At 67.9% G+C, this 25,642-nt stretch carries 17 protein-coding genes; 4 read left to right on the top strand and 13 right to left on the bottom strand.

All coding sequences use genetic code 11. The features are described from left to right. The 5 genes from ACIG5A_RS02405 to ACIG5A_RS02425 form a co-directional block, all read right to left on the bottom strand. The gene (locus tag ACIG5A_RS02405; RefSeq protein ID WP_397236831.1) at positions 1-1,356 is read right to left on the bottom strand and encodes a flavin monoamine oxidase family protein; all 1,356 of its coding nucleotides are present in this window, start codon (positions 1,354-1,356) and stop codon (positions 1-3) included. Positions 1,357-1,448: 92 nt separating this feature from the next. Then, entirely contained in the window at positions 1,449-2,333 is an 885-nt protein-coding gene (locus ACIG5A_RS02410) for a PaaX family transcriptional regulator C-terminal domain-containing protein (RefSeq protein ID WP_397236833.1), read from the bottom strand. Between the two features lie 352 nt (positions 2,334-2,685). Next, a complete protein-coding gene (locus ACIG5A_RS02415) occupies positions 2,686-5,307 on the bottom strand; it encodes an aminotransferase class III-fold pyridoxal phosphate-dependent enzyme (protein ID WP_397236835.1) in 2,622 nt (873 codons plus the stop codon). A gap of 24 nt (positions 5,308-5,331) precedes the next feature. After that, a complete protein-coding gene (locus ACIG5A_RS02420; RefSeq protein WP_397236837.1) occupies positions 5,332-6,375 on the bottom strand; it encodes a 3-oxoacyl-[acyl-carrier-protein] synthase III C-terminal domain-containing protein in 1,044 nt (347 codons plus the stop codon). After that, positions 6,372-8,441 carry an AMP-binding protein gene (locus ACIG5A_RS02425; protein WP_397236839.1) on the bottom strand — a complete coding sequence of 690 codons (2,070 nt, stop codon included), beginning with the start codon at positions 8,439-8,441 and terminating at the stop codon, positions 6,372-6,374. The genes ACIG5A_RS02420 and ACIG5A_RS02425 overlap by 4 nt, the downstream gene beginning before the upstream one ends. Before the next feature lie 275 nt (positions 8,442-8,716). Between ACIG5A_RS02425 and ACIG5A_RS02430 the strand changes: the two genes are divergently transcribed. The 4 genes from ACIG5A_RS02430 to ACIG5A_RS02445 are packed head-to-tail and all read left to right on the top strand — an operon-like array spanning position 8,717 to position 13,588. Beyond that, positions 8,717-9,532, top strand: a complete 816-nt coding sequence (locus tag ACIG5A_RS02430; RefSeq protein WP_397236841.1) for a 4'-phosphopantetheinyl transferase family protein — start codon at positions 8,717-8,719, stop codon at positions 9,530-9,532. A 21-nt stretch (positions 9,533-9,553) separates the two neighbouring features. Beyond that, a complete protein-coding gene (locus ACIG5A_RS02435) occupies positions 9,554-10,702 on the top strand; it encodes a hypothetical protein (protein WP_397236843.1) in 1,149 nt (382 codons plus the stop codon). A gap of 44 nt (positions 10,703-10,746) precedes the next feature. Next, the gene (locus ACIG5A_RS02440; protein WP_397236845.1) at positions 10,747-11,376 is read left to right on the top strand and encodes a TetR/AcrR family transcriptional regulator; all 630 of its coding nucleotides are present in this window, start codon (positions 10,747-10,749) and stop codon (positions 11,374-11,376) included. Further along, positions 11,363-13,588, top strand: a complete 2,226-nt coding sequence (locus ACIG5A_RS02445) for an MMPL family transporter (protein WP_397236847.1) — start codon at positions 11,363-11,365, stop codon at positions 13,586-13,588. The genes ACIG5A_RS02440 and ACIG5A_RS02445 overlap by 14 nt, the downstream gene beginning before the upstream one ends. A 52-nt stretch (positions 13,589-13,640) precedes the next feature. Here ACIG5A_RS02445 and ACIG5A_RS02450 read toward each other — a convergent pair whose 3' ends face one another. The 8 genes from ACIG5A_RS02450 to ACIG5A_RS02485 all read right to left on the bottom strand — a co-directional run bounded on the left by ACIG5A_RS02450 (position 13,641) and on the right by ACIG5A_RS02485 (position 25,635). Then, positions 13,641-14,222 (bottom strand): hypothetical protein, encoded by a 582-nt coding sequence (locus tag ACIG5A_RS02450; protein ID WP_397236849.1) that lies wholly within the window; start codon positions 14,220-14,222, stop codon positions 13,641-13,643. 274 nt (positions 14,223-14,496) lie between these two features. Beyond that, on the bottom strand, positions 14,497-14,817 hold the full coding sequence (locus ACIG5A_RS02455) for a hypothetical protein (RefSeq protein ID WP_397236851.1): 321 nt from the start codon (positions 14,815-14,817) through the stop codon (positions 14,497-14,499). 12 nt (positions 14,818-14,829) lie between these two features. Then, on the bottom strand, positions 14,830-15,984 hold the full coding sequence (gene redW / locus ACIG5A_RS02460) for an L-prolyl-[peptidyl-carrier protein] dehydrogenase (RefSeq protein ID WP_397236853.1): 1,155 nt from the start codon (positions 15,982-15,984) through the stop codon (positions 14,830-14,832). Next, entirely contained in the window at positions 15,981-18,719 is a 2,739-nt protein-coding gene (locus ACIG5A_RS02465) for a polyketide synthase (protein ID WP_397236855.1), read from the bottom strand. Before ACIG5A_RS02465 ends, redW begins: the two co-directional genes overlap by 4 nt. A gap of 70 nt (positions 18,720-18,789) precedes the next feature. After that, positions 18,790-21,438, bottom strand: coding sequence for a PEP/pyruvate-binding domain-containing protein (locus ACIG5A_RS02470; protein WP_397236857.1), 2,649 nt, complete (start codon positions 21,436-21,438; stop codon positions 18,790-18,792). After that, positions 21,435-22,478, bottom strand: coding sequence for an SAM-dependent methyltransferase (locus ACIG5A_RS02475; protein ID WP_397236859.1), 1,044 nt, complete (start codon positions 22,476-22,478; stop codon positions 21,435-21,437). The genes ACIG5A_RS02470 and ACIG5A_RS02475 overlap by 4 nt, the downstream gene beginning before the upstream one ends. Continuing rightward, positions 22,475-24,025, bottom strand: coding sequence for an amino acid adenylation domain-containing protein (locus tag ACIG5A_RS02480; RefSeq protein WP_397236861.1), 1,551 nt, complete (start codon positions 24,023-24,025; stop codon positions 22,475-22,477). The genes ACIG5A_RS02475 and ACIG5A_RS02480 overlap by 4 nt, the downstream gene beginning before the upstream one ends. Further along, positions 24,022-25,635: an aminotransferase class I/II-fold pyridoxal phosphate-dependent enzyme gene (locus ACIG5A_RS02485; RefSeq protein WP_397236863.1), complete on the bottom strand. Its 1,614-nt coding sequence runs from the start codon at positions 25,633-25,635 to the stop codon at positions 24,022-24,024. Before ACIG5A_RS02485 ends, ACIG5A_RS02480 begins: the two co-directional genes overlap by 4 nt. Positions 25,636-25,642: the final 7 nt, after the last annotated feature.

Genomic DNA, 25,642 nt, shown 5'->3' on the forward strand with positions numbered 1-25,642 from the left:
TCAGGTAAGCAAATTCAAGGCGAGGGTGGCCGCGCGCTCACCTGCGCGCACGGCTCCGTCCATGTAGGCGTTCCAGACGTGGGATTGTTCGGCACCCGCCCAGATGATCGGGCCGTAGTGGGCGGTTGCTTCGGCGCCCAGGCCGGTGAGCAGGCCGGGTGGCACGGTGGGGATGCAGCCCGCGGTGAATGGTTCAGTGCGCCAGTCTTGTTCGAGGTAGTCGATGGGATGGTGGGCCTCGGGGCCGAAATAGTGTGCGAGACAATCGATGATCGCCGCCTTGCGGAGAGCGTGGTCGGTGAGCTGGGGTTCGGTCGGCGCGACGGGGCCGGTGCTCGCGACGAAGGCGGTGAGGATGCCGAGGTGGGCGTCGGGTGGGGAGTTGTCGACCACCCATCGGGCCGGACCGAGGCCCATGGCTTGACCGCTGAGACCCGCGGCGCGCCAGAACGGTCGGCGGTAGACGGCATGCGTCTTCAGCCCGGTGTGGGTGGTGATGCGGCGGGTGGCCTCGGCGAGCGCGGGCGGCAGCGGCGGGTGGAATTCGATCGCACGGCGGTCGGCGGGGCTCAAAGCGACGATCACGCGGCGGGCTTGGACGACCCGGTCCCGCGTGCGGACGCGCGCACTCTCGGCGGTCGTTTCGATGTGGGTCACCACGTGGCCGAGTTCGACTGTGGCGCCGAGTTCTTCGGCCATCCGAAGGGCGAGCCGTTGAGATCCGCCGGCGAAGCGCAGTTCCTGTGCGCCGCCGCGCATGTCGAGCAGCTTGCCGAGCCCGTCCGCGGATCGGATATGCGTCAGCACACCGAGCAGCGAGATATCGGCCGGATCGCCGCCGAAGGTCAATCCGCTGATCACGTCGAGTATCTGGCGTGCGCCGTTGGTGCGCAGCTGCCGCCGGAAGAACTCGTCGAGTGTTTGCTTGTCGAGCTCGGCGGCGTTCTCGGCCGCCCAGGGCCGCTCGACATCGATGCGGCGAGACATCGCGTCCAAGCGGGCGAGTGCCCGCATCTGGTCGAGCGCGATCAACGGAAAGGTGTACGGCACATCGGATCGGTAGGTCCGCCGCTTGCCGCCGAGCACCAGCACCGAACGCCCCTGGAAGTAGCTGGGAAACGTCGGCACACCGAGTTCGCGCGCCAACGCCAGCACCCGGTCCTGGCTGGGACCCGCCCACTGCCCGCCACCTTCGACGATCGTGTCGGCATCGACCCGCTGGTTCACCACCCGCCCACCGACCCGCTTCGCCGCCTCGAACACCACGATCCGGCGAATCCCCCGCTGCCACAACCGGCGTGCGGCAACCAGGCCGGACAGTCCGGCACCCACCACGACCACATCGAACTCATCCATGGCGTGCCTCCTCATGATCATCGGCACTTCGTTCGTTTCATCTACGATCGAATGTAACACGATCACAGTGGGATTCGCGCCGAGCGAGGCGACTACCCCAGTGCGCGCACCTCAGCGACCTCGCGAATGACATCGGCGTACAGCCGGAACAGTCGCGGGTGTGCTGGTGACTGTTCGGCGTCCAGTAGACGTGACCAGCAGTCGGCGACCACGGCGCGGGCCCGGGTGCCCGGCCAAGGCTGAGGTAGCAGCTCGGGAGGCAGCAACGGGTCGGGATCGGTGGCCCTGGTGAATTCGGCGGCGAGTTCGACCAGCACGGTGATGGTTTCGGATCGGCTCAGCGTCGCGGGGCCGGTGACGCGGTCCAGTCGCGCGCTCGCGATGGCGAACAGTCGCTCGTGCCGCGCGGCGATCTCGTTCAGTGGCCACAACCGTGCGGCGATCTCGTGCGGCGAATCCAGGCCGCCGGTACCGAGGTTCGTGGTGGTGAGCCGGGTCAGGTATGTCCCGACACCGAGCTGTGCCGCCAGGTCCTCGATGTAGGGCTCCCAAGGATTCGGTGATACGTACAACCCGCCCTGGATCGCCGCACCGCCGAGGTGAACGATGCCGTCGCGCATGGCATCTCGTGCCTGCCGCTCGGTTTCGGGAATGGCGAACGCGACCAGATGCCAGGTCCCGTCCCACGGCGCGGCGCCGCGATCCTGGTCGTACATGTAGCGGACGAAGTCGACATTCGGTGCGATCGAACTGCGGAATTCGCCGTCGGCGCGCAGAATGGCGCGCCTGCCTCGGCCCTGTTGCGTCAGCTGGCCGTCGGCGACGAGTCGCCGAATGTGCAATCGCACTTGCTGATCGGTCATACCGAGTGCGTTGGCGACCGTGTAAAGCTCCGCGGCATCGATCGTCCCGTCCTCTCGGACCATGCTCTCCACCAGTACCCGGGTCGGCACCTCGACCTTGTCGTTCACATCCACTCCTGCCGCACAATCGATGGCCGATCGCCATATCGTTCGATCCTATAACGGCAGTTTCAATTCTGAACGGTACGGTGGCGTCATGCAGGCGACGGTGCGAATCCCGGTGTTGCTCGTTCTCGCCGATCAGGACCGCAATGTCGATATCGCCGATACCGAGCGCGGCTGCCGCGCGCAGGTGCCCGCGCCCGACCAGCTGAGTGTGCGGCACTACCGTGGCGCACGACATTCGCTGGTGCGCAAGGATATCGAGGACAGCGAGGTCAATCCCTGCTCGTCGCCGTGTTCGCGCCTCGCCGACTGTTCGCGGACGGCTTCCTGGCAGACCAGCGCCGGTTCGTGCAAGCCATACCTACGTGACGAACAGCTGATCCGCGAGCATCTCGTCGAGGCTCTTGCCGAAGGCGTGCGCCACCTGGTCGAGATCCTCGATGGTGTGCGCGGCGCTGATCTGGAAGCTGTGCAGCTCGGGCAGGTACACCTGATGTCTGCGCATGTAGTAGGCGAGCGCGATGGTGGCCTTGAAGTTGCTGCCCGCCATGCGATCTCGATACAGCCCGGCCTCGCGGTGGCTGAAGTTCAGCGAGAAGATCGAGTTGCGCGCCGAGATCCGGCAGGCGATGTCGCGCTCTTCCGTCGCCTCCCGCAACATCTGCGCGAGCCGCTGGGTGTTGGTTTCCAGCTGTTCGTAGATCTCCTGATGCGCACCGAGATAGCGCAGCGCGCCGAGGCCCGCTGTACAGGTCAGCGAATTGCCGCTGAGGGTTCCGCCCGCGAACACCTTGTTCTCGTAGTCGTAGAACGGATCCTGCGAGCTCTTGGCCATGCTGATGAACTGCTCGCGCCCGATCACCGCGCCGACGGGCAGCCCGCCGCCGATCACCTTGCCCAGGCAGGTGAGGTCGGGCTCGATATCGGCCAGCACCTGAACCCCGCCGTACGCCACCCGGAATCCGCTGACCACCTCGTCGAAGACCAGCGGAATGCCGAGTTCGGTGCACACCCGCCGCAATTCGGTGAGGAATTCGATGTTCAACGCGACGACCGAGGTGGGCATGGGTTCGAGGATGACGCAGGCGAGTTCGTCGGCATGCTCGCGCAACCGTCGCAGCCCGGCGATATCGCCGTACTGCAGCACGACGGTGCCCGCGACCGCGGCCGGATCGCTGCCGAGCGAGCCGGCGACCGGTTCCGGTCGCCCGCGCTCGCCGGAGAACCGGAACCACGAGCTGACCAGCCCCTGGTCGGAGAATCCGTGATAGTGCCCCTCGAACTTCGCTACCAGCGAGCGCCGCCGGTAGCCGCGGCAGATGCGGATGGCGAACAGGATCGCCTCGGTGCCCGAATTGCACAGCACCGCTTGCTCGGCCGCGGGGAAGGCATCGACGAGCAGCTCCGCCAGCTCGATCTCGGCGGCATTGCCGATGCCGTTCACCAGCCCGCGCTCGAGGCCCTCGGCGATCGCCGAGGTGATCGCGGGATGGGCGTAGCCGAGCAGGTGCGGGCCGTATCCGGCGGACAGGTCGATGTATTCGTTGCCGTCGAAGTCGCGCAGCGTGCTGCCGACGGCTTCCTTGACGAACACCGGGAAGCCGCTGGGGAAGAAGTACCTGTCGATATGCGTCGGCGCGACCAGGGACGAGCGCGCCCGATCGCGCAGCGCCAGCGAGGTCGGCATCTGCTCCTGGAAGTCCGCTTCGAATCGGCGTTCGACCTCTGCGCTCATGTAGGGGGAGTAGCGGTCGGTGAATTTGCGTGCGTTGGCCCAGATGTCGATGCCGGGATCGATCTGGGTGGCGAAACCCTCACCGGACAGGAAGACCAGCTCCACCTTGGTGAAGTTGGTGGTGTAGCGCGAATCATATTTGCGCAGTACGGCATTGACGTCGTTGAAGTACGCGACGGTGGACCACCGGTTGGTGGAGACGTCGAAGTGGTACTTCAGCACCTCGACCATCTCCGCGACGTAGGTGTCGCGCTGTTTCGCCAGCGGCGCGCCCGCGGTGACGAAGTGGCTGGTGAACCGGTCGACCGCGATCTCCCACTCCTTGCGGGTGCACGCGTAGTAGAACGAGGACAGTCCCCACTTCTCGTCCTCGCTGAGCTCGACCGTGACGCCGTAATCCAGCAGCACCAATTCGCCGTCGGGAGTGAACATCACGTTGCCGGGATGCGGATCGCCGTGGCAGATGCCGTGCATGTAGAGCATCGTGTAGATGATGTCCTGCAGCCGCTGCGCGAGCCGCTCGCGCGGGAACGGCACCGTGTCGACGCGCTTGCCGGGTATCCCGTCCATGTACTCCATCACCAGCATCCGCTTGGTGACGAATCCGGTGAGTACCGCGGGCACTTTCACGAACGGGTGCGCCTTCAGGTTGGCATGGATCCGCCGCTGCTTGTCGGCCTCGTGCGTCATATCCGCTTGCGGCCGCAGCAATCTGGCCACCTCGTCGAATCGCCTCGGCACGTCCAGATAGCGCACCGGCGGCACGGCGGCGTGCACCAGCCGCACGAGGGTGCCGAGCGAACTCAGGCTGTCCTCGATCTGCTCCGGCACCGAATCCTTGACCAGCTTCACCGCCACCTTACGGCCATCACGCAATACCGCGGTGTGCACCTGGGCGACCGAAGCGCTGGCGATCGGCGTCAAATCGAAGGCGCTGAAGGTGTTTTCGAGCGCACCACCGAGTTCGCGCTCGATCGCGCGCCTGGTCTGCGCCTCGGTCATGTGCGGTGTCTGGTCCTGCAGCACGCGCAGTGTGTCGACCCAGGATTCGGGCAGCAGATCCGATCTGGTCGCGGCGATCTGGCCGATCTTGATGTAGATCGGCCCCATGCGCAGCAGGAAGGCGAGTATCGCGTCGGCCTGCCGCTGGTCCCTGCTGGTGCCGCGGCGCCGCCACATGGCATCGATGGAGTACTCGGCGACGCCGCGCGCACCGTTCCCGGCAACCTTGACGAGATGTCTGAACATGGTTCACCCGTTCGGCTTTGGTCGTCAGAAGACGAAGGAGAATACGGCGAAGGACATGCCTGCGCTGCCGACCCAGCCCACCGCGCGGTCACCGCGCTGGAGTGCGCCGAGGTCGATCGCGGAGGCGATGGCGGCGGGTACCGAGGCCGAAACGATATTGCCGGTGCGGTCGTACACGTGATGGATCGCCGCACCGAGCCCGACCTTGTCGGCCAGCGTCTGCCAATAGCGTTTGCTCGACGCGTGGGTGAACAGCGCGGCCACCTTCTCGGTGTCGATGTCGAGACGGTCGAAGATGGCATACGCGTCGGGCGTGCCGGTTTCGTGCATCTCGAACCCGAAGGAGGTGAAGTAGCCGACGCCGTTGGCGGCGAGCTTGTCGTTCGGATCGCAGAATCCCTCGTATCCCGGCAGCGTCACGTTGCAGAGCGGGGCCAGATCCGGGCGCGAGGAGAACCGGAATTCCCAGGGCTCATGGTCTTCCGCGGTGAGGATCGTCGCGGTCGCGGCCTCGCCGAGGGTGTAGGCGGGGAAGATCGAGGTCAGCGCTTGCGCGTTCGGGAGCCGGAACAGGTGCGGGAATGCCTGCCCGCCCATGCGCAGGCTGAACTCCGCGTTGACGATCATCGCCGCCCGGTATTGTCCTGTGCGCATCAGCGACTCGGTGACCTGCACCGCGCGCGTCCAACTCATGCACGCGTCGAGGATGTCGAAGCAGTGCGGGTTGGCCAGCCCGATGGCGGCCGCGGAGTGATAGGCGCCGCCCGGTTCCACGAAACCGCGCCCGATGCCGGTGTAGATCAGCAGATCGATCTCCTCCGGCCGCATATCCGCCTGTGCGAGTGCCGTTTTCGCGGCGCCGCGCAGCAGGTCGATCGGGCGCTCGCCCTCGTCGAGCCAGCGCCGCTCCCGCGAACCCGCGTAGCGCAGGTAGTAGTCGACCGAGCGCAGGGTGGCGTCGAGATCACCGTCGAAGCCGTCCGCGCTGTGTTCGGCGATCAAGTCGATGATGTCGGCGTTGCTCACCGTGCGTGACGGCAGCCCTGCCACGGCGGCACGCAACCTCATCGCACGCCTCCGCCCGTACGCGCGTCGGCGACGGTGAGGATGTGCGCGATGACACGCACCATCTCGCCGACGTTCTCGGCATCCCAGATCAGCTCGGGCGGGAATCGCTTGCCCGCCCACGTCTCCAGCCATTCGTGCAGATCCATTTGATCGACGGACCCGAGCCCCTGTTCGGACAGTGAACGGTCGACGTCGATCGGTGGCGCGTCCGCCTTGTGCTGGATCCGCCACACGCGGACCTGGTCGAGCAGGCCCTGCTGGACCAGCTCCCGCATGGCGGTGCCGCCGATCGAACTCGCCGCCGTGCGCACGGATTCCGGCTCCACGGCCGTCACCGGCGCGCTCCAGCGGAGGCTTTCCCGCAGGCGACCGGCGAGGAAATCGGATTTGCATTCCTGGCGGCGCAGTTTGCCGCTGGTGGTCCGCGGCACGGTGCCCGGCGCGATCAGCACGACGGTGGCGGGCGCGATACCGTGCCGCCTGGCCACCGCATCGTGCACCGAGGCGGCCAGCCGGTCGGGGTGCGCCCCGTTGTCGCCGCCGTGCTCCGCGACGAGCACCAGGCTCTCCTGGCCCGCCTCCTCGATCGCGAAGGCGATGACACCGCCGGCGCGCAACGGGTCCGCGCTGTCCACGACGGTCGCCTCGATATCCTCGAGGTAATAGTTCATGCCGTTGACGATCATCAGGTTCTTGAGCCTGCCGCAGATGAAAAGCTCACCGGCGTAGAGGAATCCGAGATCCCCGGTGCGCAGCCAGCGGATGTCGTCGTCCGCGTCGGCGATCCGCGCCCCGAAGGTGCGCTCGGTCTCGTCGGGCCTGCCCCAGTAGCCGCGTGACACGCACGGCCCGTTCACCCAGATCTCGCCGACCTCGCCCTCGGAGACGCGCCGCCCGGATTCCGGTTCGACGATGGCCATTTCGGTATCCAGCACGGTGTTGCCGAGCCCGACCAGATCGATACCGTCCGGTTCCACGGTCGGTATCGCCTTGCGCCGACCCAGCGCTGTCAGATCGAAACGCTCTGCCGTGTAGCGCTGTTCGGGGGCGCAGCAGGTGACCTTCAGCGTGTCCTCGGCGAGGCCGTAGCCGGGCGACAGTGCCGTCTCGGACAACCCGCACGGCAGGAAGGTGTCCTCGAACCGCTGCGAGGTGGCCTTGCGCACTGCCTCGGCGCCGCTGCTGATCACCCGCCAGCTGCTGAGGTCGAGTGCCGCCCGCTGCTCCGGCGTGGTCCGGTCGACGCACAGGTCGAAGGCGAAGTTCGGTGCGCCACTGTGCGTTCCGCGATACTTGGTGACCGCGTCCAGCCAGCGGACCGGATTCTTCACGAAGGTGGACGGCGCCATCAGCACCGCGCGAGTGCCCGAGAACACCGGCAGCAGCACCCCGGTGACCTGGCCGAAGTCGTGGAAGTGCGGCAGCCACGAGGTCACCACGCTTTCGGTGTCGATCTGCCACGCGCAGGCCATCTCCATGCACTGCCTGATCGCGATGGTGTGGTCGATCATCACGCCCTTGGGGACCGCGGTCGATCCTGAGGTGTACTGCAGATACGCGATGGTGTCGCCGCCGATCTCGGCGGGGTAGGTCGCGAGGTCCTTCGCGGGCGGTATCTCGTCGGTGGCCACCCGGGGCAGCAGCCCGAACGACGGCTCGTCGCCGAATGCGTCCATCGCGGTGGCGATCTCGCGCGTGGTGAGCACCGCGGCGGCCGCACAGTCGCGGGCGATCACGTCGATCTGATCGAGTTTGCCGCGCCCGGGCGCGTACAGCGGCACCGCGATCACCCGCGCGTAGAGGCAGCCGAAGAAGGCGGCGATGTAGTCGAGCCCGGCGGGATACAGCAGCAGCGCGCGGTCGCCGCGTTCGAGCCGGCCTGCCAGCACGTGCGCGATGGCACGGGCGCGCCGATCCAGTTCCCGATAGGTCAGGCCGCCGGATTCGCGGCCGTGCTCGTCCAGGAATGTGTATGCCACCCGATCGCCGTGTCTATGAGCTCGTGCAGCGACCAGATCGACCCAGTTACTCGCTGAGACAACAGAATCCAACGACAAGGTTTTCATGCCCACCTCTATGCGAAGATCTGCAGGCTCCCTGCGACGACCTGCAGCGCGGCCGAATCAACGATTCCCTACGACACCGGAACACGAGGACCGGTGCTCGAATTCGGCCGGAATGAATTCTCGGAATGGACGAGTTCGCCCAATGTATCCACGGAATCAGCGGTGCGTCAATACGTTTCACGATTTCAGGGCTTCGTCAGCGCTTTGTCAGCCGAACTGTCAGCGGCGCTCGCGAAAATGGCACGGTCCGGCGATCGGTAAGGAGGTTCGGATACATGTTCCGGAGTCGTGACCGGGACTGGACCATCACGCGATTCGAGTTTCCGGAGTCGGCACTGGACGAGGCCGTCATTCTGGATCCGGCGAGTCCGTTGCATATTGTGCACACTATTTGCGGTCTGACAATTGCGACCGTTTCGGTCGACTGGTTGCGCAGGCAGCCCGCCGAGCGAATGGCCGCGACCACGGCACGACATCTGTCGGCGGAGGAGGCCGCATATGCCGCGACTTTATGGATACCCAAGCGCCGCTTCGAATGGGTGGCGGGCAGATTGGCGGCGAAGTGCGCGGTCCGGGCATATCGGCGGCTGCGTCTCGGGATCATCCAGCCGACGCAAGATATCGCGATCATGACGGTGCGCGAGGGACCGTGCGCTGGTAAGCCTTTCGTGAACACCTGCGGCGAGATCGGTATCTCGCATTCCGGTGATTTCGCGATCGGCGTCTGCACGACCGGTCCCGTCGGGGTCGACCTCGAGCAGAACCGCAGGCTCGCACCACCCTTGGTGAACGCGCTGCGCCTGCCCGTGCTCGACGGGGCGAACGCGGCCCGCTCGCGCCTGCGGGCGATGCCGATGACGCTGCGCTGGGCGTGTACGGAGGCGGTGCTGAAGTACTTCGGGTTCGGCCTGCGCGTCGATCCGCGCGAGGTCGTGCTCACCGCGTGGCGCACGGACGGATCGTTCACCTGGCGGGCGGGCCCCGGCCTGCGCAGCGAGACCGCCGCGCACGGCGAGACCGCGTCGATGCCGTGGCCGCATCGCGCCTGGGCGGGTGAAATCGCCGGGTATTCCCTGGCTTTGGTGTGGTAGACGGCTCGGTTGGAGACGAATATGAAGGCCAAAGGTTCCCCGCAGCGCGTGGTGGTTCCCTTCGCGGCGGCGCTGAGCACGGCGCTGGAGATCGCGGCGACCAGCCCGTCGTCGCACAACTGTCAACCATGGGCGGTGGCGCGCCTGACCAGCGATCTTGCCCGGCGCCGGGCGGGCGCGCTCCTCGGTGCCGACGTCGACGACGGCCCGGAATACCTTGTGCTGGCCGCGAATCGGGGCAGGGAGCTCACCGCGCTGCCCGCGCACCACACCGAAATGCGGCTCAGCTGCGGCCTGTACTGGCGCCTGCTGCTGCGCGCCATGGCCGCCCAGGGCTGGGCGGCACGCGGCGCGGTGACGCCACCGATCGCGCAACTGCGCGAACTCGGCATCCCCGCGGAGTGGATCCCGTTGCGACTGACCGGGTTCCACTGGATCGGCGAACAGGATGAGGACCTGGCGGAGCTGCGTGTGGTCGCCGCGGGCCGCCACACCAACAGGGGCCCCTTCGACGAGCGGCCGGTGGACGCGTTCACGCTGGCCGGATTGCTCCGGCACGGCATCGGGGCCGACGGTCCGATCCTGATCAGATATCTGACCTCCGAATACGAGCGCAACCGGTTCGCGGACTTCGTAAAGCGCCACGGCGGTAGAGATTTCGCGCACCGCGCGGCGTGGCGGGAGACGTACTCCTACATCCGGCGCAGCGCCGACGAGGCCGCGCGGCGCGGTGACGGGTTCACCTTCACCCACCTGTTCGGGCAACTCTCCCCCGCGCAGCTGCTGCTGCGCCGCCTGGTGCTCGCGCCGAACGCGATGACCGCGCTGCGGGTGATCGGGTTCCCGCGGATACTCGCCGGACAGCTCGCCGCCATGGTCCGGCGCGCGCCGGCGATCGTGGTGCTGAGCCTGCCGTCGTCGAGCTACCAGGACGAGGATGTGATCGCCGCGGGGGAGCGGCTCTGCGACTACTGGCTGCAAGCGACCAGGGCGGGCTTGGTGCTGCATCCGGTCAGCATCGTGGTCCAGCATGATGATCTGCGCGCAGGCTTACGCGCGGCGTTCGGGTTCACCGGCCGCCCCTTCTTCGTCGCCCGCCTCGGCTACCCGACGGCGCGCTTCCCGCGCTCGCCGCGCCGGGATCCGCACGCGTCTTTTCGCGTGTTGTGAGCATTTCGGTTCGCGAAATGGCCGGTCATGCCATGCTTGTCCACATGGACAAGGCAAATGGTCAGTCCATTCGGCCCAGCAGCGCAGTCCAAGGCGCGGCCACCAGGGCCGCGATCATCGACGCGACGGTCGCCCTCATCGGCGAGGTGGGCTGGGGCGGGATCACGCTGCGCGCGGTCGCCGCCAGAGCCGGTGTCCGGCACGGCGTGGTCGGCTATCACTTCCGCGGCAAGGACGATCTGCTCGGTCAGGCCGCCGCGGCCGCGACCAGGCAGGTGCTCGCGCAGCCGCTGGCATTGGCCAGGCAGGCCACGGATATCCACCAGGTGGTCGAAGGCACGGTCGCCTGGTACTCCTGCGGCGGGCTGAGCGATCCCTCGATGGCGCTGCTGCTGGAGATCCTGCGGCAGGGCGTGCGCGATTCCGGACTGCGCGCACCGATCGCCGCCGAGATACGCGCCTACCGCGCCGCGCTGGCCGATCTGATCGAAAACGGCCAGCGCCGAGGCGAACTCACCGCGCGCGTGCCCGCGGCCGATGCCGCGACCGTGCTGGCCGCACTGCTCGACGGGCTGTTGCTGCACGCGCTGTTCGATCCCGACCTGAACCTGAACGGCACGGCGGTCGCCGTGCGCACGCTACTCGCGAGAGGAGCCACCGATGACACACCGTAGTTGGGGCGCGACGATGGCACGGCACCGCCGCCTGGTCATCGTCGGCTGGCTGATCGTGCTGCTGGTGAGCGGCGCGGTATTCCCGCTGCTCATGAAGGAACTCAAGGCGCCCGACTACGGCGTCGACGGCGCGGAGTCCACCCGGGCGTCGAGCCTTGTGCAGCAATACTTTCGGGGGCTCGGCAACGAGCAGGACGTTATCGTCTTCGACAGTCCCGAAGGGCGGCTGAACGATCCGGATCAGCGCGCCGTCGTCGATCGGGTGGTGGCCGCGGCGCGCACCACACCCGGTGTGGTCGCCGTGATCAGCCCGTTCGACCCCATGGCGAAGGATCAGCTCGCACCCGACGGGCGCGCCGCCTTGGCCCTGGTCGGCCTCCAGGGCAACGCCGACCAATTGCCCGCCCGCGCGGCCGATGTGCAGAAAGCGATCGACGCCGCCGACAGCGCCGGAGTCGCCGCCTATCTCACCGGGTATTCGCCGATCACCAACGACCTGACGAAGGTGGAATCGTCCGCCGCCGAGCAGGCCGAGACGATCGGTATGCCGATCGCCCTGCTGATCATGGTGCTCGCGTTCGGGGCCGTACTCGCCGCCGTGCTGCCGGTACTGCTCGCCATCGTCGGGCTCACCCTCACCTTCGGCGTGCTGTACGCGCTCAGTTTCGTGCTGCATTTCGACGCGTTCATGGTCACCATCGTCACCATGATCGGTACCGGCATCGGGATCGATTACGCCATGTTCATCGTCAGCCGGTTCCGTGAGGAGCTCGCCAGACGCGGTATCGCCGAACGGGATCCGGCGGCCATCGCCGAGGCGGTCGGCGCCGCCGTCCGGACCTCCGGGCGCACCATCTTCTTTTCCGGTGTCGTGGTGGGCATTTCGGTGTGCTCGTTCTTCATCGTGAAATCGCCGCTGTTCCGGGAGATTTCGGTCGGCGTGCTGGTCGCCGTGCTGTGCACGCTCGCCGCGGCGCTGACCTTCCTGCCCGCGATGCTCGCGGTGCTCGGGCCACGGATCAACAAGTGGCAGCTGCCCGTTCGGTGGCGGCCCGCCGATGTGCGTTCGGACAGCCACCTCGCCTCGGGTCCGTGGGCCCGCTGGGCGCACATGATCCTCCGGCGTCCCGTGATCTACGCGGTGGTGGCCGCCGTGGTGCTGGTAATCGCCGCACTGCCCGTCGCCAGCCTGAAATACGGTATCGACCTCGGCACGAAATCCCTTGCGGGGGAACCGAGTGCGAAGGCGCAGGATATCCTCGACCGCTCGTTCACCCCGGGCGCGGTGTCGCCGATCCAGATCGTCGTCACCGGTTCCGGCGACGCCGCACTGGATGCCGCAGGACAGCAGCGGGCGACGACGTTGATGTCGACGCTGCGCCAGGATTCCCGGATCACCCAGATCGAGGCACTGACCAGCCAGGGCCGGATGCTGCTCAACGTGGTGCCGAAGGTGCCCGTCGACTCGAACGAGGCCATCGCGCTGGTCCGCCATATCCGCGACGATCTGGCGCCGTCGACGGGCAATCAGGTGCTGGTCGGCGGGGCGACGGCGAGCTTCGTCGATCTGTCCGACGAGACGACGACCAAGCTGCCCTGGGTGCTCGCGCTGGTGCTCGGCCTTTCGCTGGTGTTCCTGCTGCTGATCTTCCGCAGCGTGGTGCTGCCGATCAAGGCGGTCCTGATGAATCTGCTCGCCACCGGCGCGGCCATCGGGCTCACCGTCGCGGTGTTCCAGTGGGGCCACGGTGCGGGCCTGCTCGGCTTCACCAGCACCGGCTTCGTCCAGGTCTACCTGCCGCTGTCGGTATTCGTGCTGCTCTTCGGCCTCTCCATGGACTACGAGGTCTTCCTCATCCGCCGCATCCAGGAGGCATGGGAGGACGGCAACGACACCGACGCCTCCATCGCCGTCGGCGTCGAGCACACCGCCCGCCCCATCACCGCCGCCGCGGCCATCATGGTCGCCGTCTTCGGCAGCTTCGTCACCGCGCAGGTGCTGGAGCTCAAACAGTTCGGCTTCGCCCTGGCGGTCGCCATCGCCCTCGACGCCACCCTGGTCCGCCTCGTCCTGGTCCCCGCCTTGATGAAACTGTTCGGCGACTGGAACTGGTGGCTCCCCGCCTGGCTGGACCGCTGGCTGCCCCACATCGGTGACCACCACCGCGCCCGGCCCGCCGAAACGAAAGCCGTTGCCCGCTCCCGCGGCTGAATCATCGCCAACAGCGGCCACCGTCCGGAAACGGTGGCCGCCGGTGTCGTTGCTACGCCTTCGCCTTGGTCATCCGCCAGCTGCCGACATCGCTCGACCGGTTCCAGTAGGCGTCTGTGCAGACGTTGTACTTGGCGCCGCTCGCGGTGCTGTGACCGTTGGTCTCCAGGAAGCTGCCGGTGGGCGAGTACAGATTCCACAGGTAGACGACATCGTTTTCGCGCACCGCCTGATCGGTGGGCGACGAGGTCTGCGCGAAGATGCGCCAGCTGCCGGTACCCTGGGTCGCCCGGTCCGGCTCTTTGTTGGTGGATACGGCGTACTTGGCCGACGGGCCCTGAGCGGGTGTGGCGTGGCCGTTGGTGTCCAGGTATCCGCCGTCGTTGGCGTAGAGGTTGCGCAGCAGCACGACGTCCCCGCTCATGACCTGGTCACCGGTGTTCTTCCCGTTCGTGGGCAGGATCTCCCAAGTGCCGGTGCCCTGTCCGCGGGCCGGGGTCTCGGTGGTCGAGACCCCGTACATGGCTCCGGCGCCGGAGGAACTGTGGCCGTTGGTATCGAGGTACCCGCCGGTCCAGCCGTTGTAGCCGTTCTGGATATTGACCCTGTCGCCATACTTCAATGCGTCCGCCATGATGCTCTCCTCGGCCGGGGAATGATCCCCCGTTGAACGGCGGGCCGGACGACCCGCCCACCATTCAGGCTAGGTTCGACAAGGGGCTGATCGAGGCCGTTCGGAGCGGAAAAGACTTGCTGCACAATGGAATACGTTCCATCACTACTGCGGGTATGTTCGAACTCGGGTTACCGGAGGTATATCGAGAAGTTCGGCGCCTATCGGGATTCGAAAACGTATGAACCGTAAGGTATTTGAGTTCGCAATCGGATTCGATATCCGGCTGGATCGGCTAGCTGTGTGCGACGTAGCCGGGTTCTACTCGGGTGCCCGCGAATTCGTCGACCACTTCGGCCATGGTGTCGAAAGCGGTGACCAGGCTTTTGAAGTCGGGGGTCGACATGTCCTGTTCGAAATCCTCGCGGCTGGTCACCATGATGATCTCGAAGTAGTGCCATGGGGCGTCCGGGGGGTTCGGGGCTCGCTGAACGCTGAATGCCCGGACGCTGGGGAGGGCGGGGCAGGTGGCGTAGTCGACGTCGCGGACCCAGGACTCGAAGGCCGCGGGATCGGTATCCGGGTGCAGGCGGATGAGGTGGACGATGAGCTGCATGGTTCGACTCCTTCAGCGGTGCTTGACCGGCCGCTTGCGCCCGAGACCCAGTGCGCGCGCGACGTTGTTCTTCTGAATCTCGTTGCTGCCGGAGAAGATCCGAGAGGGCAGTGCGTCGCGCAGCAGCGTCTCGGCCTCGCCGTCGGTGACGCCGAGCGCGCCGCGCAGCTGGATCGCGTCCAGGCCGATCTTGACCGCGGCCTCGCTGACGGCCACTTTCGCCAGACCCGAGGACACCTCGCAATCGCCGCCGCCGGACAGCTCGGCGGCGGCCTTCATCAACAGCAGCCGGGCCGATTCGAGGGCGGCGACCATATCGACGATCCGGTGGCTGACCGCCTGGAATTCGCCGATGGCGGAACCGAATTGGACGCGATCGTTCGCGAAGGCGATGGTACTGTCCAGCACTCGCCGCATCGCGCCGAGATAGACACCGAACAGGCAGACGCGCTCCCACTTCATGGACCCGGTGAACACGCTCGCCCCGGCGCCGGCACCACCGAGGACGCAGTCCAGCGGCACCCGGCAATCGGCGAAATACACCTCGGCCGTGGGGGAACCGCGCAAACCGACCTTGGTGTACGGCGGCCCGGCGTGCAGGCCGGGATTGCCTGCCTCGATCAGAAAAGCCGTGATCCCGAAGAAGCCGCCGCCGGTGCGGGCCTGGACCAGGAAGACGTCGGCGACCGGCGCATTGGTGGTGAAGACCTTCGTGCCGTCGAGAACGTAGTGGTCGCCGCGCAATTCGGCGCGGGTGCCCATGTTGAAGATGTCGGAGCCCGCCTCGGCCTCGGTGATCGCGTGCGCGGCGATCAGCTCGCCGGAGCTGAGCCGGGGCAGCCAGCGCTGCCGCTGTTCCGGCGTGCCGAACTCCACGATCGGCATGGCGCAGGCGAACAGGTGCGCGGCCGCCGAGAACGCGAAACCGGTGTCGGTACAGCCCGATCCGAGCGCCTCCATCAGCGCGACCGCGGCGACGGCGTCCAGTCCGCTGCCGCCGTACTCCTCGGGCACCGTGGCGCCGAGCACGCCCTGCTTGCCGGCCAGCTGCCAGCGGCGGCGAAAGTCGATGGGCTCGAACGGATCCGGCCCGTTCAGGTCGCGGCGGGCGAATCCGGCCAGTGCCTCGCACATGGCCTCGACATCGGGTGGGAGATCGAAATTCATATGTCCTGCCGGTATTCCTCGAGCAGTAGGTGATAGTTGATCCCACCGGTGCCGAACGAGCTCACGCCCGCCCGGCGCGGCCGCCCCGGCGTCGCGGGCCACGGCGCGGCCACCGTCGGCAGCACCGCGGGGATATCGGCGAGCGGCAGATCAGCATTGAGCGTGCGCAGTGCGGCGTTGGGCGGAAAGGTCTTGGCGCGCATCGCCTGAAGCGCCTCGAGCACTCCGGCGCCGCCCGCGGCCGCGAAGGTATGCCCGACCACCGCCTTGACCGAGCCGATCGCGAGCGGGCGTGCGCGGTGCGCCGCACCGTAAACCTGTGCCGCCGCGCTGATCTCGACCCGGTCGCCGACGCGGGTGCCGGTGCCGTGCGCCTCGAGGTAGTCGACCTCCGCCGGTGCGAAGTCCACCCCGCCGAACGCGCGGCGCATCGCGCGCGCCTGCCCGTCGGCATCGGGTGCGATGAGCGATTTCGCGTCGTTCGAACTTCCGATGCCGCGGATCAGCCCGAGGATCTCGTCGCCGTCGCGGTGCGCGTCGGACAGCCGCTTGAGCAGGAACAGCGCGCAACCGTCGCCGGGGCTGAAGCCGTCCGCCGCGCTGTCGAACGGCGTGATCCTGGTGTGCGACAGCAGTCCGAGCGCCGAGCACAGGATGAGATCGCGTGGGTTGCAGGCCAATTCGATCCCGCCGGCGACGGCGAAGTCGATGCGGCCCATCCGCAGCGATCCGACGGCCAGATCGAGGGTGGCCAGCGTCGACGCGCAGGCCGCCTCGACGGCCATCGGCACGGCCGAGAGCTGATACTCGTTGGCGATCAGCGCGGCGATGCCGCTGGCAAGGCAGCCGTCCAGGTCGACCGGTGAGAGCGGCTCGCGCTCGATGTGATGGGTCTGGCGAAGCCTGGCGAGCACCCGCGTACGGCTTTCGTCCGGCAGCTGTGCCCAGGTATCGGTCGCCGCCAGCGCGGCCTCCAGCTCGGCGACGGATCGTTCGGCGCTGCGCCCGCGCTCGGTGGACAGGCTGAGCGTGCTCCCGACCGCCACCAGGCCGAGCTTGCCGCGCAACACCTCACGTTTCCCGTATCGGGTGAAGGTCTCCGCCGCGACCGACAGCGCGACCCGCTGGGCGGGATCCATGGCCCGGTACCGGTACGGCGTGATGCGCACGCCGTCGGGCGGCCGCTGCGGTACCGGCACCGTGCCGCCCACCTGGCAGTAGCTGTGGGTCAGGCTCACTTCGCCCGGCGCGAAATACAATTCGCGATCGAGCACGCCCTCCGGTAACCGGCCCAAACCGTCCCGGCCGGATTTGCTGGTCTGCCAGAGGCTCGCCGCATCCGCGGATCCCGCGAAGGCGCCACCGAATCCGACGATCGCGATCGGTTCCGCGTGCGACGAACGCGGGCGGGCGGGGGATCGACGCTGCGCTGCGTGCACCCGTCCGTCCGCGCCGCCGCTCCCGAGCAGGAAGTAGCCGAATGTCCCGTTGAGCGCGGAACCGCACACTGCCGCGTGCCTGGCGCCGAATTCCGGTTCGGTGGGCCAATTCTCGGTGTCGCTGACGGATCGGAACGCGGTGCCCGCGAGATCGGCCCGGGGTCCGCGCCGAGGCGGCACCTTGCCGTGATGGAGCGCGAGCGCGGTGGCGGCGATACTCGCCAGGCCCGCGTTGGCGAAGGTGTGGCCGAGCTGATCGGCGGCACTGCCGAGCGGCACCGATTCCGGCGCGTCCGCGCCGAAAAGCAGGTCGAGACCACGGATTTCGGCCTCGGCGACGGTGCGGATCGCCGGGCCGACGTGCTCCACGTAGCTGATCGCGCCCGGCGCGACACCGGCCGTATCGTGACATTCCTTCGCCACCAGGTATCGCTGCTCGGCCGCGGTCGAATATCGGAACACCCCGGGGCGCGGCTCGTGTCGCAGTACGCCTTCGAGTACCGAGGCGTAGATGCGGTCACCGTCGCGCACTGCCGTCGAGCGCCGTTTGAGCAGCAGCGCCGTGACCCCTTCGGAGGTCTTCGAAAGTCCCTTGGCGGCAAGCAGATCCGTGGCGAAGGCACCCTCGGCGCGCTGCCCGGTCACCACGAGGACCGCGTCGGCGGTCTCGCCGCGCAGGTTGTTCACCGCGTGTTCCAGCGCGACGAACGAGGTGGCGTCCGCGGATTCCAGCGCGATCGTGCGCCCGAGCAGCCGGAAGGCCGCGGCGATGCGCGCCGGGATGGTGCTCGCCATTTCACCGACCCGGTCGTGCGGCGAGGCGCCCAGCCGCTCGACCAGGCTCGCGCGCAGTTCCCGGCGCAGCCGCGTGGCCGCGGCGCGGGTCGGCTCGTCGTGATCGTTCGCGGCGGCGCGTTCGAGATCGCGCCCGTACCGTGCGCCCGCGACACGAAGTGCGTTGGCGTACTGGCGATCGAGGCCGAAGCAGGTGCCGGTCACCACATCGGTGCGCTCGGTGGCCAGCGGTCGTTCCGGGTGGCCCGCGTCGGCCAAGCACTGCCGCGCCGCCTCCAGCATCAGCACCTGCATCCGCGTCATCGAGCCGCGCTGCACCGGCGGAATGCGAAACCGGGCCAGATCGACGTCCACATCGGCCAGATCGGCCGAGTGGCGCGGCGGATCGGGTCCGCCGAGCAGCTCCCAGAATTCGTCGACGCCGCGCGCCCGCGGGTACAGGCACGCGATGCCGACGACGGCGATGGGGCAAGCTGCCGCCTCCGGGCCTGACCCGCTCATGCTGTGTCCTTTCGGCATGAGCGAGGGCCCTGCGTGGTTACGCAAGCTGCCGCCTCCAGGCCTGACCCGCTCATGCGTCGATCACCTCGACCACGCCGCGATCACCGTCCACCATGAGCAGATCGCCGGTCTTGATCACCCTGGTGGCGTGCTTGGTGTTGACCACGGCGGGCACGCGGAACTCCCGCGAAACGATCGAACTGTGCGAGAGCATCGAGCCGATATCGGTGACGATGGCGCCCGCGATGGCGAACAGGGGAGTCCACGACGAATCGGTGTACTGGGTCACCAGGATTTCGCCGGGCTGGAATTCGTCGGCTTGCCAGGCCAGATCCTCGACGATGCGCGCCCGTCCGACCGCGCGGCCGGGACTGGTGCCGAGGCCGGGCAGCCGCGCACCGTCCGGCAGCGGCCGCACGGACTCGGTGACGTCCCACTCGCCGATGATGCTCAGCGGCGGCGCGGGGAGCCTGGCGTAGTTCTGGAAGGTGCGCCGTGCCTCCTCCAGCGCTGTGCGGGAGAAGATTTCGCGCGGATCGCGCTGCTGGTCCAGGTAGCGCAGCACATCGGCGAAGTCCAGATAGGCGACCTCGTCGGCGGTGCGGAGCACACCCGCCTCGATCAACCGCCTGCCCACCTCGTAGACGACCGAGCGGACCAGCCAGATGGAGGTGATCATCGCCAGGCGCGCGGTCTCCCGCAGCGTGCTGCACGTCTCATACAGGGAGAGCGCGGTTTTGACGGCACGGCGCTTCAGGCCGGGCAGCCGCTCCACGGCACGCATCGCCTCGTCCGCGCGGGGATCGCGGGTGGTGCCGAGGACGTTGTCGATCGAGAACCCTTCCTCGGCGTAGCGGCGGATCATCTGGAACACGTAGGCTGGATCGTCGATCCAGCGCGGATGGGTCAGCTCCATCTCCTGATGCGCGCGAGTTCCGTTCTCGCGCAGGAACGGTTCCATATGGGCGGCCCAGAATGCCTGTCCCGCTTCGTCGGCCTGCAGCCTGGCCGCGACATCGGTGGGCGAGCCCGCCCGGATGATCTCCAGCGCCCTCGGCTGTGTGCGCGCGGCCTGCGCCAGCTCCCAGACCTCGCGCGCCGCCTCGACCGTCCGCAGATTCGACATCTGGGTCTTGAAGTGGTTCTGCAGTCCCTCGCCCGCCGCGCCGAGCCAGGCATCGCACATCGCCTCCAGGATCCCGTAGAACCCGAAGGCGTTGAGGAAGTACGGCATGTAGCCGACGTTCATATCGTGGAAATACGCCAGGCGGCGGCGCATTTCGTCGTGCAGTTCGCGATGGCCGAGCTTGGTCAGGTCGATGCGGTGCGCACGGTCGAACTCGTACTGGCGCGAGTCGGTCATCCGCTGGGCCCGCTGCTTGGTGTCGCGGAATTCGTGTGCCGCGGTCCGGAGCCAGAACAGCGAGGACCGCAGCCAGGACAGGCCGAGCGGGTAGGAGCCGTAGGGATTGCGGTAGTCGGCCAGATCGATTTCCTCGCTGGCGAAGCGCTCGTCGAACGGCCGCTGATCCCGCGTCGCCAGGGTCTGGCTCAGCACGTGCGCCGTGTAGGAGACGTTCAGGTAGACGTACCCCTGGAAGTAGCCCATGTGCACGGACATGTCGCCACGGTCGCGCACGCCGGTGCCGACGACGCAGTCGCCGTGCACGTTGTCCTGGTAGTACCGCGCGAACGAAAGACCGAGGGGCGTCATCACTCCGGTGAAGATCTCGCCGATATCCATCCTGGTCCAGAACGTGCCGCGCTCGACGGCCTCGGGCTGCGGATCGTTGTAGGGGCTCAGCCGCGCGGTCTGCGGCGAACTGGTGGTGATGGGCCTGGCCTGCAGCAGGTGCAGGACGCCGTCGCGCAGCGCCCACTCGATATCCTGTTCCGCGCCATAGTGATCGCGCACCCGCGTCGCCAGTTCGGTGAGCTTCAGCAGCTGCTTGTCGGTCAGGCACGGCACGCTGCGGAACGCCTCGTCCACCTTCACCAGTTCGACGACGCCCGAACCGACCGGCGCGCACCGGGTCACCTTGTAGCGCACGTTCTGCTCGATCACCTCGAGCGCGGCCGGATCGATCACGAAGGAGTCGGAGGTGACCCGGCCCGAGACCAGCCCCTCACCGAGTCCCCAGCAGGCGTCGACCACGAAGCGGTCGGTGCGGCCGCTGATCGGGTCGCGGGTGAACAGCACACCGGCGGCGTCGGCGTCGATCATCTGCTGCACGACGACGGCGATGGAACCGACATCGGCCGCGTCCCGATAGGCGACGGCGCGGTCGGACCACAGCGAGGCCCAGCACGCCTTGACCGCCTCGAGCAGCGCCTCCTCGCCCGCGATATCGAGCACCGTGTCGTGCTGTCCCGCGAACGAATACGCGGCCGAATCCTCCTTGCTCGCGGACGAGCGCACGGCCACCCGCGGTCGGCCGAGCCGCTCATAGGCCTCGGCGATGGCGCTCGCGATCTGCTCGGGGATCTCGCAGGCCAGGATCGTCTCCCGGATGCCAGCGGGTTCGGCGGTGAGATCGAGGCCGCGCAGGAAGCTGTCGAACAGCTCGGTGGTCAGGCAGAAGGCGGGCGGCACCGGCAGCCCGGCCCTGATCATCTCGTCGAGCCGAGCGCCCTTGCCGCCCAGCAACTTCGGGTCGACCGGGTTCGCGCCGCCGAGCACCGTGATCTGGTCGCGCGCGGTCTGTTCGGAGGCGGTCATGCGCTGTGCTCCTTGGTCGTGCCCGCGGTGTTGCCGCCGACGAACGAGCAGAACTGGTCACCCGGGATCAGCCGTCGCACCGCGACATCGCCGAATCCGGCCTTGCGCAGCTGATCGGCGAGTTCGGTGGCCTCGGGCAGCGCGCCGCCGAAATCGGCGTACTCGAACCACAGGCTCAGCACCTCCACGCTGAGGCTGCCGCCGCGGCACGCGGTGGTGAGCAGCAGCCGCCCGCCGGGTGCCAGCAGGGAGCGCGCCTGCTCGAGCAGTTTGGTCCGCTCCTCGACCGGGAAGTAGTAGATGTTGTTGTGCATCGTGATCAGATCGAACTGCGGCTCGAGGTCGAGCTCGCGCACGTCGGCCTGCCTGACCTCGACGCGATCGGACAGGCCCCAGCGGGTCACGTTGGCGGCCGCCGCCGCGGCGACCTCGGCCTGGTAGTCGACGGCCAGCGCGGTGAGCCGGGGATTGAGTTGCGCGGCGTAGCGGACGTAATCGCCGCTGCCGCAGCCGATCTCCAGCAGTCGCAGCGGCGCCGCCCGATCGAGCACCCGCTCGATGGCCTCCTCGACGAAGGGCTGCACCACCCGGCTGGAGCGGGCGATGATCGCGCCGTCCTGATCGGCCATCGTCAGCCGCTGCCCGCTGCGCAACATGGCGGGCGCGTTGAGCAGCACCGGAAGATGGAAGCGGACGACCTCCTCCAGCGCCGCGGCGACCGTGTCGTTGCGCGGCAGCGCAAGGGCTTTCGCTGTGCGGCTCTTCAGGCGGTAGGTGCCGGTGTCGACGGCGAGTTCGCCGATGCGGACCCCGAGGTCGAGCCAGGCCCGCAGCAGCTGCCGGTCGTCGGTGATGCCGAGCGCGCCGGCCAGGGTGTCCACGTCGGCGCCGCGCCCCGAGAGTCGCTGCAGCACACCACTGCTCACGGCGCCGGTGAGGAAGGCGGCGCGGTACAGCGGCGTGACGAAACTGCGCGCCATCGACAGCAGCAGCGGAAGACTGCTGTCCGTGGTGACTTTGGTGAGGGTCGTGAACTTCACGGCCGGGTCCTTTCTGCGAGACGCCGGTAATCGACCTTGCCGTTGGTATTGCGCGGCAGCGCGTGGACGGCGGTGGCCGCGCGCGGCACCATGTACCGGGGCAGGTGCCGCGCGCAGTGCTGTTTGAGATCGATCAGCGACGGCGGGTCCATCTGGGCACGGACGGTGTAGTACAAGGCGAGTCGCGCGTCGGCGCCCTCGCCGGTGACCAGTACCGCGGCCTCGGCGACGGCCGGATGGCGCGCCACGACCGATTCGATCTCGCCGAGTTCGATGCGGTAGCCGGACAGTTTGACCATCCGGTCCTTGCGGCCGTGATAGACGAGCCTGCCGTCGACCCGGCCGACCAGGTCGCCGGTCGGATGCCGGTGCCGCCGATGGTGTTCGGCGATCGGATCGCCGTCCCTGCGCCAATATCCGGGGGTGACGCAATCGCCCTCGACCACGAGTTCGCCGAAGGCATCCGGCTCGGTCAGCGCGTTCCCGTCCGGGTCGACGAGGTGCAGGATGGCATCGCCCACCGGCAGGCCGATCGGCAGCGGATCGTCGGAGTCCTGATCCGCCTGGGTGAGAAGGTGATACGTGCAGACATTGGTTTCGGTCGGGCCGTACAAGTTGTACAGCCGCGTTCCGGCGGCGAGCAGCCCGGCCAGCTCCTTGAGCCGCGGCTTCGGATACACCTCGCCCGCGAACAGCACATACCGCAGGCCGCGCACGATCTCGGGAGTGAGCGCGCCGCAGGCGGTCAGCAGCGCCAGTATCGACGGCACCGAATACCAGACGGTGACACCGTATTCGCGGATGCCGTCCACCAGCGCCGCCGCGTCGCGCGCCTGCGCGTCCTCGATGATCCAGACCGCCGCGCCTGCCGACAGCGCGACGAACAGGTCGAAGGTGCTCAGGTCGAAGTTGAACGAGGCGTGGTTGGCGAACACATCATCGGGGCCGACCGCCAATTCCGCACGCGCCCAATCGATGAAGGCGGTGAGGTTGCGATGCGAGATCCGCACGCCCTTCGGTGTTCCGGTGGAGCCGGAGGTGTACAGGATCGCGGCGAGATCCGCCGGAGTGAGCGCGGGCGGCGCGGGCATCGGCTCGGCCGCACCGAGGAAATCGCCCCAGGTGACCATCGGCGCGGTGGCGCTGTCGGCCACGGCAACCACGGCGCGCACCGAATCCGGCAGCGTCAGCGCGGTGACGAGGGGGATATGGCGCTCGTCGGTGAACAGCGCGATCGGCTCGGTGTCGTCGAGGATCGTCCGCACCCGGGCCGCCGGGTGCGCGCCGTCGAGCGGGACGTACACGCAACCGGCCTGGAGCGCTGCGAGAATGGCCAGCGCGTACTCGGGCCCCTTGTCCATCCAGATGACCACTCGATCGCCCACCGTGGCGCCGAGGCGCTGCAGCCGCGCCGCCAATCTGCCCACGGTCTTGGCCAGTTCGCCGTAGGTGACGGTGGTGCGGCCGAGCAGCGCGGGCCGGAAGGCATGTTCGACCGAGGTGATGGCGGGCAGCCGGATGACGTGCGCGTCCGACGGCGCGGTCATCGGTGCGATCCCTCCGGCACGCGATCCGGTGCGGGCAGCACGCCGGTCTCGCGTCCGGCGTCGACGAAGATCTGCGCGGCCAGCGCGAGATCCTCCGGCGTGTGCTCGGCGGTCACACTGATCCGCAGCCGGGCGGCGCCGAGCGGAACCCCTGGGAAGACCACGGTTTGGCAGAACAGGCCGCGCGCTCTGACCGCACGCCCCATCTCCATGGCGCGGCGCTCGTCGCCGATGACCAGGGGGATGATCGCGCTCTGCGTGTGCTCGAGATCGAAGCCCGCCTCGGTCAGGTCCGCGTGCAGTCGGCGAATGTTGGACCACAGCGCGGTGATTCGCTCGGGCTCGCGCTCCATCACGTCGATCGCGGCGATCAGGCCCGCCGCGACGCCGGCCGGAATGGTCGCGGCGAACACATACGAATTCGAGTAGAAGCGCAGGTAGTCGATCACTTCCTCGTCACCGACGACGAAGCCGCCCATGCCTGCCAGCGCCTTGCTCATCGTGCCGAGCTCGAGATCGACCTCGCCCTTGAGATCGAAGTGTTCGGCGGTGCCCGAGCCGCGGGCGCCGAGCACACCGGTCGCGTGCGCGTCGTCGACGAGTACCCGCGCACCGTAGGAGTGGGCCAGCCGGACGATCTCGGGCAGGTCGCAGATATCGCCGTGCATGCTGAACACGCCGTCGGTGGCGATCAGCATGCCGCGCACCTGGTCGGCGCTGCGCGAGAGCACCCGCTCCAGATCGGCCATATCGTTGTGCCGGTAGATCTTTCGCAGTCCACCGGACATCTTCGCGCCGTCGAGGATGCTCATGTGGTTGAGCTTGTCCACGATCACCGCGTCGCGGACGCCGACCAGCGCGGAGAGGCAGCCGAGGTTCGCGGCGTAGCCACCGGGATAGACGATGCACGCATCGCGTCCTTTGAAGGCCGCGAGCCTGCGCTCGAGTTCCTTGTGCAGATGGTTGGTGCCGCCGATGATGCGGCAGCCGGTGTTGGTCGCGCCGTAGGAGCGGGTCGCGTCGCAGATGGCGTCGATGACGTCCGGGTGATTCGCCAACCCCAGATAGTTGTTCGACGCGAACATCAGGAATTCGCGGGTGCGCCCGGTCAGCTCGTCCTGGATCAGCGCCCGGTTGGTACACCGCGAAAGGAGCGGCATGCCATACCAATACAGGTGCTCGGCCTCGCGATCGCGCCGGTGCGCGGCGAATTCGGTGGCGTTGGAGTACAGGTCGGGCTCTCTGCTGTCGAGAAAATCGCGCATCGATCGGCCGTCCCACGGTGTGGTGCCCGGCGGCTTGACCGTATCCACCTCTCCGACAGCCAGTTCCGATATCTCCCCGGGTCTCGCGGCCGCCGCGTGATCTCCGTTGCCGACGCCGGCATGAGTCTCGAGCTCCGTGATGAGCGCGCGCAGGCTACCGACGGAAATGGTCGAGGCCAGGCCGGTGGGCAACGCGAGTTCCTTGACGGCGTCGTCGATGATCGAGATGAGCACCACCGAGTCGATGCCGAGATCACCCTCCAGCTCCGCATCGAGATCGAGCTGGTCGCGCCGGTATTGGGTGTAGCGCATCGCCGTCGTGACAACAACTTCGGATACGGTCATCGGACGC

Source organism: Nocardia sp. NPDC052566, assembly GCF_044547285.1.
In the GTDB taxonomy this organism is placed as follows: domain Bacteria; phylum Actinomycetota; class Actinomycetes; order Mycobacteriales; family Mycobacteriaceae; genus Nocardia.